18 protein-coding genes, 1 tRNA gene and 1 pseudogene are annotated in these 13,335 nt (G+C 57.0%); 14 read left to right on the plus strand and 6 right to left on the minus strand.

Annotation, left to right across the window (positions count from 1 at the left end; genetic code table 11):
* The first annotated feature begins 175 nt into the window (after positions 1–175).
* Positions 176–853, plus strand: coding sequence for a spermidine synthase (locus AC0V6M_RS09660; protein ID WP_486138605.1), 678 nt, complete (start codon positions 176–178; stop codon positions 851–853).
* A gap of 101 nt (positions 854–954) precedes the next feature.
* On the opposite strand, the gene AC0V6M_RS09665 is transcribed toward AC0V6M_RS09660, so the two are convergent.
* A complete protein-coding gene (locus AC0V6M_RS09665; RefSeq protein ID WP_486138606.1) occupies positions 955–1,650 on the minus strand; it encodes a hypothetical protein in 696 nt (231 codons plus the stop codon).
* Between the two features lie 163 nt (positions 1,651–1,813).
* On the opposite strand from AC0V6M_RS09665, the gene AC0V6M_RS09670 reads away from it, so the two are divergent.
* On the plus strand, positions 1,814–2,053 hold the full coding sequence (locus AC0V6M_RS09670; protein ID WP_486138607.1) for a hypothetical protein: 240 nt from the start codon (positions 1,814–1,816) through the stop codon (positions 2,051–2,053).
* Between the two features lie 167 nt (positions 2,054–2,220).
* On the opposite strand, the gene AC0V6M_RS09675 is transcribed toward AC0V6M_RS09670, so the two are convergent.
* The 4 genes from AC0V6M_RS09675 to AC0V6M_RS09690 form a co-directional block, all read right to left on the minus strand.
* Positions 2,221–3,162, minus strand: coding sequence for a DUF481 domain-containing protein (locus AC0V6M_RS09675; RefSeq protein ID WP_486138608.1), 942 nt, complete (start codon positions 3,160–3,162; stop codon positions 2,221–2,223).
* Positions 3,163–3,288: 126 nt separating this feature from the next.
* Positions 3,289–3,816, minus strand: a complete 528-nt coding sequence (locus AC0V6M_RS09680; RefSeq protein ID WP_486138609.1) for a DUF1993 domain-containing protein — start codon at positions 3,814–3,816, stop codon at positions 3,289–3,291.
* Between the two features lie 508 nt (positions 3,817–4,324).
* On the minus strand, positions 4,325–5,026 hold the full coding sequence (locus tag AC0V6M_RS09685) for a GcrA family cell cycle regulator (protein WP_486138610.1): 702 nt from the start codon (positions 5,024–5,026) through the stop codon (positions 4,325–4,327).
* A complete protein-coding gene (locus AC0V6M_RS09690; RefSeq protein ID WP_486138611.1) occupies positions 5,010–5,144 on the minus strand; it encodes a hypothetical protein in 135 nt (44 codons plus the stop codon). Before AC0V6M_RS09690 ends, AC0V6M_RS09685 begins: the two co-directional genes overlap by 17 nt.
* A 31-nt stretch (positions 5,145–5,175) precedes the next feature.
* Here AC0V6M_RS09690 and AC0V6M_RS09695 point away from each other — a divergent pair.
* Positions 5,176–6,076 (plus strand): annotated as a pseudogene (locus AC0V6M_RS09695) (ABC transporter permease).
* A gap of 18 nt (positions 6,077–6,094) precedes the next feature.
* Here AC0V6M_RS09695 and hspQ read toward each other — a convergent pair.
* Complete coding sequence (gene hspQ / locus AC0V6M_RS09700; protein WP_486138612.1) at positions 6,095–6,475, minus strand: heat shock protein HspQ; 381 nt, start codon at positions 6,473–6,475, stop codon at positions 6,095–6,097.
* Between the two features lie 241 nt (positions 6,476–6,716).
* Between hspQ and AC0V6M_RS09705 the strand changes: the two genes are divergently transcribed.
* The 11 genes from AC0V6M_RS09705 (at position 6,717) to AC0V6M_RS09755 (ending at position 13,272) form a co-directional block, all read left to right on the plus strand.
* Positions 6,717–6,805 (plus strand) — tRNA-Ser (locus AC0V6M_RS09705).
* A 142-nt stretch (positions 6,806–6,947) separates the two neighbouring features.
* Positions 6,948–8,123, plus strand: a complete 1,176-nt coding sequence (locus AC0V6M_RS09710) for a tyrosine-type recombinase/integrase (protein ID WP_486138613.1) — start codon at positions 6,948–6,950, stop codon at positions 8,121–8,123.
* Positions 8,120–8,740, plus strand: a complete 621-nt coding sequence (locus AC0V6M_RS09715; protein ID WP_486138614.1) for a hypothetical protein — start codon at positions 8,120–8,122, stop codon at positions 8,738–8,740. The genes AC0V6M_RS09710 and AC0V6M_RS09715 overlap by 4 nt, the downstream gene beginning before the upstream one ends.
* 121 nt (positions 8,741–8,861) lie before the next feature.
* Positions 8,862–9,059 (plus strand): helix-turn-helix transcriptional regulator, encoded by a 198-nt coding sequence (locus AC0V6M_RS09720; RefSeq protein WP_486138615.1) that lies wholly within the window; start codon positions 8,862–8,864, stop codon positions 9,057–9,059.
* Positions 9,056–9,454, plus strand: coding sequence for a hypothetical protein (locus AC0V6M_RS09725; RefSeq protein WP_486138616.1), 399 nt, complete (start codon positions 9,056–9,058; stop codon positions 9,452–9,454). Before AC0V6M_RS09720 ends, AC0V6M_RS09725 begins: the two co-directional genes overlap by 4 nt.
* On the plus strand, positions 9,451–9,702 hold the full coding sequence (locus AC0V6M_RS09730; RefSeq protein WP_486138617.1) for a hypothetical protein: 252 nt from the start codon (positions 9,451–9,453) through the stop codon (positions 9,700–9,702). The genes AC0V6M_RS09725 and AC0V6M_RS09730 overlap by 4 nt, the downstream gene beginning before the upstream one ends.
* A gap of 73 nt (positions 9,703–9,775) precedes the next feature.
* The gene (locus AC0V6M_RS09735; RefSeq protein ID WP_486138618.1) at positions 9,776–10,525 is read left to right on the plus strand and encodes a hypothetical protein; all 750 of its coding nucleotides are present in this window, start codon (positions 9,776–9,778) and stop codon (positions 10,523–10,525) included.
* 118 nt (positions 10,526–10,643) lie between these two features.
* The gene (locus AC0V6M_RS09740; protein WP_486138619.1) at positions 10,644–11,882 is read left to right on the plus strand and encodes an AAA family ATPase; all 1,239 of its coding nucleotides are present in this window, start codon (positions 10,644–10,646) and stop codon (positions 11,880–11,882) included.
* A 170-nt stretch (positions 11,883–12,052) separates the two neighbouring features.
* A complete protein-coding gene (locus AC0V6M_RS09745) occupies positions 12,053–12,637 on the plus strand; it encodes a hypothetical protein (protein ID WP_486138620.1) in 585 nt (194 codons plus the stop codon).
* 120 nt (positions 12,638–12,757) lie between these two features.
* Positions 12,758–13,015, plus strand: coding sequence for a thermonuclease family protein (locus tag AC0V6M_RS09750; protein ID WP_486139603.1), 258 nt, complete (start codon positions 12,758–12,760; stop codon positions 13,013–13,015).
* The gene (locus tag AC0V6M_RS09755) at positions 13,012–13,272 is read left to right on the plus strand and encodes a hypothetical protein (protein ID WP_486138621.1); all 261 of its coding nucleotides are present in this window, start codon (positions 13,012–13,014) and stop codon (positions 13,270–13,272) included. The genes AC0V6M_RS09750 and AC0V6M_RS09755 overlap by 4 nt, the downstream gene beginning before the upstream one ends.
* Positions 13,273–13,335 lie beyond the last annotated feature (63 nt).

Consider the following 13,335-nt stretch of genomic DNA (forward strand, 5'->3'; position numbering starts at 1 on the left):
GTGATATCGTTGACGAGCTGAAATTCGGTTGCCGGCTAGGCAACCGCAAGGGCGCATGCCCGCCCGCAGCGATGCGACTTTCAGGTCGCGTGAGTGAAGAAATCGCACGTCGGATGGCGTGCGGAACACAAAAATTCGGATAGCAGCCCGCCATCACTTCGCCTAAAGCGCTACCATGCTAAAACGTGAACTGATCGACACTGTTGAAATCCCCGATGGAGAAGTGCTTGAGCTCTACAGCCATGGGCGCGATTTCATGATCGTACTGGGCTATAATGAGCTGATGAGCACGCGCATGCGCTTCTCTGAGGAGCAGCTGGCTGAGCTTACGTTTGACCGGCTGGAGAAGGAAAATCCGCGCATCCTGATCGGTGGATATGGCATGGGCTTCACCTACCGCGCGGCGCTCGCGCGGATGGGGGAGAAGGGCGAGGCGGTGGTCGCCGAAATCTCCGACAAGATCATCGAATGGGCGAAGGGGCCGATGGCAGATCTGACCGGCGATGCTCTGGATGATCCGCGCCTGGACCTCAAGATTTGCGATGTTGCCGCGCTGATTGATGATGCGAATGATGGCACATGCGAGAAGTTTGATGCGATCCTACTCGACGTTGACAATGGCCCAGACGGCATGGTCCGCGCCGACAACAACCGCATCTATTCGCGCACGGGGCTGGCCAAAGCGCGCGATGCGCTAACCCCGGACGGCGTGCTGGCCGTTTGGTCCGCCGCGCCCGACCACGGCTTTAGACGCCGCCTGCAAGATGCTCGCCTGAAGGTAGAGGAACGCCGCGTACGCTCGCGCCCCAACAACAAAGGCGCGCATCACGTGATCTGGTTTGCGAAGCGGTGAGCGGAAATGCAGACGGATGTGAGCGCATCTGCGTTCTAATCTCGGTGGTCAAGCTGGCAGCTTTTTGGGGATGGAAGCGGACCGCCATAATTTGGCGACTTCTAAGTTGGTGATTTGATGAATGCACCGTCGATCAAGATGCTCTCTAGCCTGTCTTGTTTGCTGACCAGATCTCCAACGAAATCTCGAATATCTCCACCTGAAATGACAAGCTCGCGTGCAGATCCCTGATCAGTCACTTCGATCAAGTTTCTCGCCCTCCTGAAGCCTTGAAACGAGCAGTCTCTGAAGCGGACTTGCCTCGCGGTTCCTGAAACACGAACAGCTACTGAAGATACGCGCTGGGGACCGTTTCCAACGGCGAACCGACAATCCCGGAAAGTGCAGGCATGTGCCAACAGGATATTTAGTGCCGCTTGGCCATCAACTTGTTGCCGCGGATGTGTCGGCTCCATTTGCACTTGGTCAAACACCATGAATTGAACATTCCTACTCGATCCATTCTCCCCTCCCAAACGCATACACTCATCGAAATAGAACAGCTTGGTGTTTTCTACCCTTCCTTCGATACACCCTTCGATCCAGATGCCACATTGGGGGAACTCAGGATTTCTCTGATTCTTAGTACCGACAAAGACGCAATCCCGAACAGTTATATCATTGACGTATGAATCAGTGGTGCCATGCACTCGCAGATAGGCATCACGAATAAATCCGTGATAGCCACGATTTGTTCCGCCCTCGCTGTAAATTCTCTCAATCCTGGGAAAGAACGTTCCCTCTTCGACAAATATCATGCTCGCGTAACTTGCCTCTTTGGGTCCAGTTAGACGGAAGCCAGATATCGATTGGGCTTGACGCGTCTGCTGTTTCACCCCCGTCTCGACGACCTGAAAGCAATTCTATTGCGTTTGCGTTTGGCGCGGAACCTATGAAGTCCAGTCTGATAAGGCCTGACGAATGCAAATACTGCGCATGGTTCTGGATCTGGATTTGCCCGTCAATCGTGTATTTGGAGGCTGGATTTCCCGGGAAGAGCAGATTCTCACCAGAATCGACAGCCTTCTGGATGAACAAGCTCAGGTCTTTTGTCGATCGCCCCTCTATTATGTCCTGATGGAAGGAAGAAGGAATGAAGTCCAATACCGAGATCAGCCCGTTGGGCAAAATTTGGCTAGCGCAAGCCATCTCGAAATTTGACAATATTCCAAACTGAACTGCTGGCAAAACAAACACCCCATTTCGAAGAAGGTTTCGCCTATTGATGTTCATTTTTGGCCTCACGTAAGACTATGACCAAGACCGATACAGGCCAATATCATTGTCCACAACTGGGTCGGTACCGGACGTCCCGCGCCCACCCCGCCTCAAAAATCGTAGATCAACGTGATCCGGCTCAGCGTGTCGGTTTGCACCGCACCCAGTGGTGGGTTGGTGTCGTGCTCCACCGCATAGGAAATGCGCGCTGACAGATTGTCGCTGAGCGAAGCCTGCAGGCCCGTGGTGCTGGTATAGGTGCTGTTGCCGGATTGGATGAAGGCGCTCGCGTCTTGAGTGAGTTTCAGCGATTCTGCGATTTCCCAATCGAAATCGAGCGCCGCTAGCCCAGCGATGTTGCGTGAGACATCGCCCGTCGTGCTGCGCGTGACGCGGTAGGCGGGGCCGGCCTGCACGGTCAGCGTTGGATTTTCTGTCAGCACGCGGTAGCCGAGACCGCCTGAGGCGGAGACGCGCGCGGAAAAGCCCTGAAACCGGTCACGTTCCCATTGGCCAAGACCGTAAGCAAACAGGCGGTCGTTGATGTCGACATCGGCCTGATAGGCGGCGAGGAATTGCTCGCGCGTGGTCACGCCATTGCTGCGCTGGAAATCGGCGAGGAATTTGAAATTCTGCTGCCAGCCCAATTCTTGGCGGCCCAGTTCAATCCCGGCTGTGACCCCGGTGTTGGAGGAATTGCCAGTGGAGCGGAACGCGCCAAATTCGCCTTTGCCTGACCAATTTTGAAAGATGCCCGCGCTGCGGATCGCCTCCTCTTCGGCCTCTGCCTCGGCCACCTGCGCGGCAGCGGTTTTGACAGCGACGCGCTCTTTAAAGCTCGCCATGATGGTGTTGAGCTCATCGGCATTGCCGGGGAAGGTCTCATCCGCGAGGTCGATCAACACCTGCATTGCCTCGACATCGTCGCTTTCCTCAGCCTTTTCGATCATCGCGCGCACGGATGCGGGAATTTCTGCATGAGCGGCGCTGGGCAAAGCCAGCGCTGTGCCGGCGAGGAGAAGTGAGGCGGTGAGTTTTGGGAAGGTCATCATTGGGGCTCCAAGTGGCATTGCGTGATGTATCGCCCGCCGCTTACCAAGGTAGCGGCGTATGGAGGCGTAAACACTCGTAAAATCATTGGGCTGCGGCGCGCTGTCGCTGGTCGCCAGTGGCTGACATCATGACGGCATTTTGATCCGAACAGCGCCGGTGAAATCGCGCTTGCCAACCTCAATGCCGAGCATCCGCAAAATGTCATAGGCGGTGGCGGCGTGGAAATAAAAATTGGGCTGAGCAAAGCTAAGCAGGAAATTTTCCGCGGTGAAATCCAGCCCCATGTCTTTGAATTCAAATCGCATATCCTGGCCGATCCACTCTTCCATTTGCTGCTCGGTGAGGGCGCTCAGAGCGGCCTCTGCTGCGTCGAGTTTGGCGTGGAGTTCTGCAAAGGTGGCCGGAGGCGGGTTTAGATCCGGGCTGTACATTCCAACCTGTACGGCGGCGAGCGCGCCCGCGGTGTGCTCGGCTATGCACTTCACCTGATAGGTGAACGGCAGCATGTCTTCGATGATCCGAGCGTTCAGAACGTCGCTGTGGTCCTTGCCCTGCGCATCGCACCACTTTTCCGCCTTTTTGAGCAAATGACGGCCGGTGCCGATCATTTGGAGACCGCTGGGAACGTAGGCGGCGTGAAGCGAAAGAGGCATGATGTTCTCCGTGTGTGGGGCTGAACAGGTTTATGTCGATGGCCGTGTTGCCGGGCGGGCGGCGAGAACGCAAGGCATGGGTGTTGGCCTATGGACAGGCGTGTGTGGCGAGAGCCGATGCTTGGTTAAGTGGAGGTGTGGTGGGCAAGTTGTAGAGTGCAAAACACTTTCCTACTGCTGGCCTGCGCGCGCAGGGTGGCGGGATGGTCCTTTGGCGAATTCTGATGCGAGCTTTGCGGCTGTCTTGGTGCCTTAGCGGGCGGTGAGGGAGCGGGCAGTTTGGCGCGCTTGGGTAGGCTTTTGTGGAGCGGTCCCTACGCAAGTCCGTCTGATCGCTTTTTCCGATCACTCAGGCTGTTTTCGATCGATTGGATTTTTGACCCTGTACTGTGTTCCAAGCGTGCCTGACGTACGACGGAGCGAGCCGCGCGTTGTGGCGGCCCGCTTGTCAGGTGGTCGGGGTGGGCGCACCCGGAAGGATGCGCGGCCTATGCTACTAATGCGCGCCTTAGCGTACCCGCGGGCCGCCGAATGGCAGAGGCGGTGGGGGGCGGCGGGCACCGCGCGGCAATTGTGCCTGATAGGCCCGGCCGCAATGCTCGACGCAGTAAGGAAAGCCTGGGTTCACGGCCTCTCCGCAGAAGTGGAAGTCCGCCTCGCCAGGGTGGCCCATGGGCCAGCGGCACACCTTCTCAGACAGGTCGAGCAGGCTAGTCTTGTCCGCTATCTCTGGGCTTGGCTTAGCAGGCACCAGACGGCGCGGCGGGGCAGGCGGGATCGGCGGTTGCTGATCACCGGGACCTTGCCTCAGGAAGCCGCCAGGGCCGACCGAGACGATCTTGGGCAGATCAGGGCGCGGATCGGGCAGAGGCTGAGACGGGATGCCGCTCGCCGCAGGGCCGCTTGGCGCAGCAGCAGGCCCGCTGCCAGCGCTAGGCTTGGCCGCAGGCTTCGCTGCTGCAGCCGGGGCCTTAGTAGCGGCCTTTGGCGGCGCTCTCTTGGCGGCTGGTTTGGCCGTAGCCTTCTTGGCCGCCTTCTTCTTCTCATTGGCCTTCACAGGGGAAGGGCGGGACTTCAAGCCCAGCCGGTGCGCCTTGCCGATCACTGCATTGCGGCTGACACCGCCCAGTTCCTCAGCAATCTGGCTAGCGGTCGAGCCGCCTTCCCACATCTTCTTGAGCGTACCAATTCGCTCATCGGTCCAAGCCATTGAAACTCCATTCTGTCTCTATCGCGTCAAATGCGCGCGCGGCCTGCGCAGGTTTGCGCAGGTCGCCATCAATCTCATCCCCAGTCATACCGGCCCGGCGAGCTCGCCGCACTTGCATGCCATTCCCCTTCGCCCTAACCGCACCCCCTATGGCCGATCAAGCACAATCCAGCGCAAACGAAGACGCTGTCGTCAATGAAGTGTCGCCTAGCAGTGCAGGCGCGCCGAGCACCGTTCAGTTTCCGCCGCGTGGAACCCCGCTTATCACTGGGATCAACCGCATTGGGTTGTGGAGCCTCTATATTAAGGAGGTTCGCCGGTTTCTCAAGGTGCAGACACAGACTGTCTGGGCCCCAGCGGTCACAACGTTGCTGTTTCTGGTGATATTCACGGTCGCCTTGGGGCGGGGGGCGCGAAGTGCTGGGCGTGTCATTCGCCAGCTTCGTTGCGCCGGGCCTGATTGTGATGGGCATGATGCAAAACGCTTTTGCCAATTCGTCCTTCTCGCTGCTGTCCGGCAAAATCCAGGGGACGATCATCGACCTCTTGATGCCGCCGCTTTCTCCGGGAGAACTGATGAGCGGGATCGTGATGGCGGCGGTAACGCGCGGGATTGCGGTGGGCGGTGCGGTGTCGCTCGCCATGCTGCTGTGGCCGGGTGTCTCCTTGGCGCCTCAGCATTGGTGGGCTGTGATATGGTTCGCCCTAATGGGCACGGTGATGCTGGCGCTGCTGGGGCTTGCAACCTCGATCTGGGCGGAAAAGTTCGACCACAACGCCGCGATCAGCAACTTCGTGATCGCCCCGTTGTCGCTGCTGTCCGGCACGTTCTACGTGATCGACAACCTGTCGGAGACGTTCCAAGCGGTCAGCCGCTTTAACCCGTTCTTCTACGTGATCTCAGGCTTTCGCTATGGCTTCCTTGGCCGCAGCGACATTGGCTCTGACAGCGCGGTTATGGGCGCTTCCATAGGGCTGCTGGTGCTCAATCTGGTGATGGCAGGCGCGGTTTACGCCGTTCTGAAATCAGGGTGGAAGCTGAAGAGTTAGGTGGGTGCGATGCAGCCCTTAGTGCGTTAAAGAGCGGCGCATCTGATACCGCCCGTCCTTGAAGCTATCAAACAATTGCGGGACTGTCGGATGGTCGACTGGGCCGCCGGTCGCATCGTCGAGCAAGTTTTGCTGGCTGACATAGGCGACATAGCTCGCATCGTCATTTTCGGCGAGTAGGTGGTAAAAAGGCTGATCACGGCGAGGGCGTATGTCCTCCGGGATCGACTCGTACCACTCCTCGCTATTGGCGAAGACTGGGTCGATATCGAATACGACACCGCGGAAATCAAACAGGCGGTGGCAGACGATATCGCCAATACCGAAACGAGCCTTCAACTGCCGCGGTGCAATTAACTTACGGCCTGCTTGGCTGGAGAAGAACTCTGCGCTTTCCATGCAAGCGAATATGGACCTTCGCAGGTGCAAAACAAGCGTACGGGGCGATCACTCCCCAGCTTTGGCCAGTTTAGGTGGGTTTTTGAGGCGAATTGCCGCGATGTGTTACCCAAATGCAAAGGCGTGAGGCATTCTCCCCTTGGCAAGCCAAAGGGGCTGCGCTAACGGCCCTCCCGACCGAATGCAGAGCGCAAGCCACCATTCACAGGAGTGCTTTCCAGCGAAAGCGCGCACCCAATACGGAGAGGTGCCGGAGTGGTCGAACGGGGCAGTCTCGAAAACTGTTGTGCCTTCTGGGTACCGTGGGTTCGAATCCCACCCTCTCCGCCACTTACCCTTTCCTTACCGTTCCCGGCAAACCACATCTTGCCGGGTAAGGCCCAGAAAACCAAGCTCTAGAGGTTCATGACAAACCCTTGCCGTTCCCATCTGCCCGCGCTATCGTGTGGGAGAAAGTGTGGGAGTATAGGTCATGGGCAAGTTAACGGCGACAGCGGTGAAGGCGGCAAAAGAGCCGGGGCGTTATCAGGATGGTGACGGGCTGGCGCTGCTTGTGGGTAAGCGCGGCGGCAAAAGCTGGATGGTGCGAATCCAAAAAGACGGGCGGCGGCGCGATATTGGGCTGGGTAGTGCGAGCAAGGTTCCGCTGAAATTGGCGCGCGAAAGAGCGGCAGAGGTGCGCTGTCAGGTCGAGGCGGGAATCGATCCTGTTGCGCAGCGGCAAAAGGCGGCTGGCATTCCCACTTTTTCGGAAGCCGGAAAAAAGGTTCATGCCGAACATTCTGCAAGTTGGAAAAACGCCAAGCATCGCGCGCAATGGCTTTCGACACTAGAAACTTATGCCTTTCCGGCATTTGGCAATCGTTCTGTTGCCGACGTGGACGCGGCGGCGGTGCGGGACGCGCTTGCGGCGATTTGGCTGGAAAAACCCGAAACCGCGCGGCGATTGCGCCAGCGTATTTGCACGGTGATCGATTGGGCAGTTGCGAAAGGCTACCGCGATGTAGGTCTAGCCATGCCAGTGATAGACAAGGCGCTTCCAAAGCAGCGTGTGAAGCCAAAGCACCACAAGGCAATCCCTTATGCCGAGCTTTCCGCATTCATGGGCGAGCTACGCGAAACCGAGAGCATGGGGCGGCTGGCGCTTGAGGCAGTGATACTAACGGCGGCGCGGTCTGGCGAAGTGCGGCTTGCCCAATGGGGCGAGCTTGATCTGGACGCGGCATTGTGGACGCTCCCAGCCGAACGCATGAAGGCAGAGCGAGAGCATGTGGTGCCGTTATCGAAAGAAGCGGTTTCCCTTTTCGAGTGCATGAAGGCGCGCAAGCGGGGCGACAGTGATCTAGTCTTTCCGGGGCAACGCCGGGGCAAGCCGCTTAGCGATATGACGCTGACAAAGGCGATGCGCGATATGGGCCGGGATGAAACGCCGCACGGCTTTCGCAGCACGTTCCGCGATTGGGTTGCCGAGCAGACAAGCTGGCCAGCCGAACTGGCAGAGGCGGCCTTGGCGCATGTTGTAAGCGACAAAACGGTTGCAGCCTATCAGCGCGGATCGATGTTGGAAAAGCGGCGAGAATTGATGGCCGCATGGGCTGACTATTGCGAGGGGGCGAGCGGCGGCAATGTTGTGCGGCTGGCGCGATGAGCGGCGAAGATGCCGAAGACTGCGGTTGCCAAATTTATGTTCAACTCTGCGCGGCACACGAGGAGAAGCAAAAGTCAGGCGATGAGTGGTTGCACGTCGATCTCAGCTTTGAGAACAAACATTCGCGCGTCCCTTTCAACAAACATGGCGTAGACCTAGAGCGAGTGCAGAGGTGCCATCTTGAAATTGATGATGAGCCGATGGAATTGTCGGAGAATACGCTTGCCGATATGTTGCAAGATGCCGCTGACACCCTCCGCCATGGGCATGAGGCCTTCGTGTGCCGAGCAGTCGCAAATGCACTAAGAGGCGAAGATTCGCATCATAAATTGATACTGAAACAAGCAAAGCGTGGCACTTGGCGTTCGCCGTCTGATGAGCGTTCCCGAAGACGACAAGAACTTGCTTGGATTATCAGGCTTAGTCGTTTGGAAGAGCAAGGGTGGCAAACAGATGCCGCAATTCACCGAATTGCAGAGAGTTCCGGCCATAGCGTTTCGGGTGTGTATTCTCGCATCGCTGCTCAGCGTAAATGGCAGATTGATATGGCGGAGTTTGCAAAATCAATTCGCAAATTTCACAAACGGGGCAAAGCGAAGCTGGATTCTCTAGATTGAGAATTTTGCTTTTGGAGCGGCATTTTCTCGCAATCACTGCTCAAAATCATATCCCTAGCAGCACTCCGGCATTCGCTGGGTTGCGCACCCGGCGCTCAATTACCGGGCAGGAGATATGGCGATGGAAAATCCCATTCCCGAATTGATAACCGTGGCGGACTTTTGCGAACGCTACTCTATCGGCAAGACCTCGTTTTATCGCGAGGTGAATGCCGGACGTTTGAAAACCCGCAAGTTTGGAACGGCCACCCGCATTGCGCGCGCCGATGCGATGGCATGGGCGGAAAGCTTGCCCCTTAGCGAAGGGGAGGCCGCATGATGGAGAATATCCCGCCAGAAAAGAGAAAGGCCCCCGTCGCGGCAACGACAAAGGGCCAGCCGAAAACTGTGGAAGCCAACGGCAACAGCCTTATCGCCCATGACAGCCAAGCTGGCAACCGGATTGTCGCCTTTCGCGCAGCGGACGGTGCCACCTTCCGCTATCGCGGGAAGCGCGGGCGCGTGCTCGCCATGCTGGCCCAGAGGCGGGAAGGCGTGACGCAGCACGATACCTTGCCTTGGCACACTCGGCTGGGCGGCACGATCCATGCCTTGCGCGAAGATGGGCTGATTATCTCGACTGAAATAATAGGCCGCTATCGCCATGCCCGCTATCGGCTGGAAACTCCCGGCTCCCTGTTGATACACCCAATTAACAGGGAGAACGGGCAATGAGCGCGCGTCCCGGTTTCACCTCTGCCCCGGTCTGGGAATTGGCCAAATATGACGGGCGGCTGATTGCTGGTGAGCGCGAATATAAGGGGCAGCCATTCTTTGAATTGCGGCTCTGGGCTGGCGAGCATGGCGACAAAGCAACCGCAAAAGGCGTGACAATGCCGATAGAGGCCGTTGCTGACCTTGCGAGGGCGCTGACAGCCTACGCCGCCACTAGTGCGCCCAACGGGCCTGAAATCGGCTCCTAGAGCCTAGAAGCGGGGCGGATCGATCCGGCCGGATTATGCCGCCCCGTTTCCGCAATCTTGAAACTTCACCGCAATGGCCAGAATTGCCTCTCCGCGCCCCGATGCCGCCGAATTGGTGTTGGCAGAAAACGGGCAATCGCCCGATACTGGCACGGCGCTTGCAAACTATAGTCCTACTTCTAGTTGCGACCTTGCCCAGTCGGACAAAGGCCAGCGAGGCACATGGGGCGGTGCGCGCAATCGTGCTGACCGGGTAAGCTATGGGCTGACTGAAAAGCAGGTCTTGGCGCTAATGGCGGCGGCGCAATTTGCTTTCGACACAGGCCGCGTTTTCCAGCGACACTGGACCGTCCATTATGGGAAAGCGGGAATCCAGCCGCATGACGCAATGCGATTTATCGGCAAGCTTCTAGACCTAATCGGAAAACAGGCGCGGCGGGAAGGCGGGCGCGTTTCGGCAATCTGGGTAAGGGAATGCGCCAGCGGCAAGGGCGAGCACGTTCACATCCTATTGCACTTGCCAGCCGGAATGAGCCTGAGGAACCGCACACGGCGCTGGATTGTGGCGGCTGGGGGTAGGTATCGCAAAGGGGTAAGCAAGGTGACGCTGATTGGCGGGCGGCTCACTAAAATAGGCGAAAATAGAGGTGAACGGCAGATTGCAAATGCCGAGAACGTGGCGCGCTACATGATGAAAGCTGCGAGCGGGGAGGTTGGCGAATTGTTGCATTTGCCCCGGCATGGCGAAGGCGGGCCGATTGTTGGCAAGCGTTGGGGGCGGACGCAGAATTTGGTTTCGGAGAATCTTGTCTCGGGAAGATGAGAATTCACTGTGGAAGCTTCCCTGACCAAATAACTAGCTCCACGCTATTGCTACTCAAAGCCTTTGCCTAGTTTCTCAAAGGCTTTTACAGCCCGCGTTGTAGCTATCGGAGTGATTCGTGGACAAACCTATTTCTGAAGACGATTGGTTCATGTTGGAACTTGATCTCACCAACCTTTTCTCTGGTGCGCCCGTGAACGAGGAAGAGCTTTTTGCAGGGCGAACCGGAGAGGTGCGCCGTATGCTTGAGGCAGTAGTCGAGCGGTCCCGCCACGTTGTTCTCTATGGCGAACGTGGAGTGGGCAAAACCTCTATCGCGAATGTATTTTGGCGGCGATACAATAAGACGTTGCAAACAGTTGTCGCGGCACGTGTGCAGGCCGATCCTTCAGACACCTTTAGCTCGCTATGGAACAAGGTTTTTGAGGAATTTGTTTCTACAGCGGCAAGGATGGGCAGGCAGGACCTTGTTCCAGTAAATGCGCAGTATTCGATGGATAGCCCGGATTTTATTCGCCGAGAATTTCAAAAATGTCGGCCCAACTCAATACCGATTATCATCATCGATGAATATGACCAGCTAGAGGATCGAGAGGCCCAAAAGCTCACGGCAAACGTCATCAAATATCTCTACGACTACGGTGTCAACGTGACGATTATCTTGGTTGGAGTCGCAGAGGATATTGATGCGCTAATCGCAGACCACGCCTCCATCGACCGTGCAATCTCCCAAATTCGACTGGGCCGAATGTCGGACGAAGAACTGAACGAATTGATCGATACGCGATTAGCAAAAACACCCATGAAAATATCAGGCGATGCTAGATGGACGTTGGTTACGTTGTCCCGTGGACTTCCATACTTTGCTCAAGTTTTGGGCAAGTATGCCGCTGGAAATGCTTGCCGCCGAAAGACGCTTACAATTGACACGCAAGATGTCGACACAGCGATGGATACCTTCATCAAGGAGGCTGAGCATAAGATGCAGGAAGCATACCGCACAGCCACTGAAAGCAATCAAAAAGACAACTATTTTAGACAGGTGCTATTGGCTTGTGCGCTCGCAAGAACTGACGCATCCGGCTTCTTTGCGCCAGCAGATGTTGTGGAACCCTTTAGCTCAATCGTGAGAGCTCGAAAGCGGCATGCTCACTTTCAGAGGCACTTAACTGAATTTATCAGCGAGGAGAGAGGCGCAGTCCTCACTAGGAGAGGCAATGAGCGTCAGTATCGCTTCAGATTTACCGATCCAATGATGCAACCTTATGTGATTATCCGAGGGGTTGCCGAGGGCCTGATTGATGAGAAAGCTCGAAGGTCTTTGCTAGAACTTGAGTCACCGGAACTGCCTATTTAGGCCAGCCGCTCGGTCAAACGCCTAGACCTCGTTTCTAGTTGTTCCAAGTCCCGAAATCTCCAATTGATTTAGGAAAATATCTGGCGGTTATTCCAGTCGACTCCTAGATTGCCAGTTTGGGCGGATATGGATCAGGGCGCAGCGGCGGAAGGCCAATTGCAGAGCATTGCTTGCGCATCGATCTGGCGTGGATGCTGCGCAGCGGATACGCCCGCGATGGTGAGCATCGCAGCGGCACCCTTCACTGGACCTGTCGTGGCACGCCTAGCGGATCGATCAGCTACCGCGCGGACCTATCCCAGCCGGGAAGCGAGTGGCTGGAATTGAATTACACGCGCGGTTCTGGCGATGATGCGGAGAAGGTCCGGCAGACTGTGAGCCTTTGTCACACGGTGCCCCATTTCGGCGGCAAGCGATGGTGGATGATTTGCCCTTACGGCGGTGGACGCGTGGGCAAGCTTTACCTTCCTCCGGGAGGCGATAGGTTTGCATCGCGGGAAGTTTGGCGGCTGGGCTATCAATCGCAGCGGGACGCGCCCCATGACAAGGCTTTTGAACGGCTATTCCGATTGCAGAAAAAGCTAGGCTGTGAGCAGGGCTGGGAGAGATTCCCCATGCGCCCCAAAGGCATGTGGCATCGGACCTATGCGCGCCACATGCAACGGTATTGGGAGCTTGATGCCGAGTGCGGTGAGGAAATGATTGCGGTGGTCGGCAATTTGCGGAAAAGGCTTGCAAAGCGGTCTGTCAGCTAACGACCCAATTGCGGACGTAGAAGCAGGGCAGGAGCAGAGCCGTAAGCCGCCTTTCCAATTTGCGGTGAAGCGCGGCGCGTGACGTGCGTTGTGGATGGTGACACGTTTTGGCTGGATCGTGTGAAATACCGAGTTGCGGATATTGACGCGCCAGAGGTGAGCCGCCCGCAATGCCGAGCAGAGGCAGAGGCAGCCAATCGCGCTACCCTTCGCTTGCAGGCTTTGTTGAATGCCGGACCGTTTGAATTGCGAACGCAAGGGCTTGATCGTTATGAGCGGACGCTGGCGACGATATGGCGCAATGGTCGCTCGCTTGGCACTGTGATGGTGCAGGAAGGCCATGCGAGGCAATGGGGAGATAGGCGGGGATGGTGTTGACCATGCAGGCAATCATGCGATGCGCGTTAGCTGGAATCGTTTCTCTCCACCTTGTCGGATGCGAGGATGCGGATGAAGCCTATGGTCGCGGTTATGGTGATGGTTATGCAGTCGGCTACAATACAGCCTGCGAAATTCGGGCAACGATGATTGAAGGGGACTGGCAAAGCTCAAATTATTCGCGCGGGTATGCGGACGGACAAACTGAGGGCACCATTGCTTGCAACGCAGATCGACGGGCCGGGACGGTGAACTAAGATGGGTAACATCCGTCTTACGTGGTAGAAAATGTGGGAGGGATTTGCGGGCTTGAAATAATA

Source organism: Erythrobacter sp. JB3-1, from assembly GCF_057364995.1.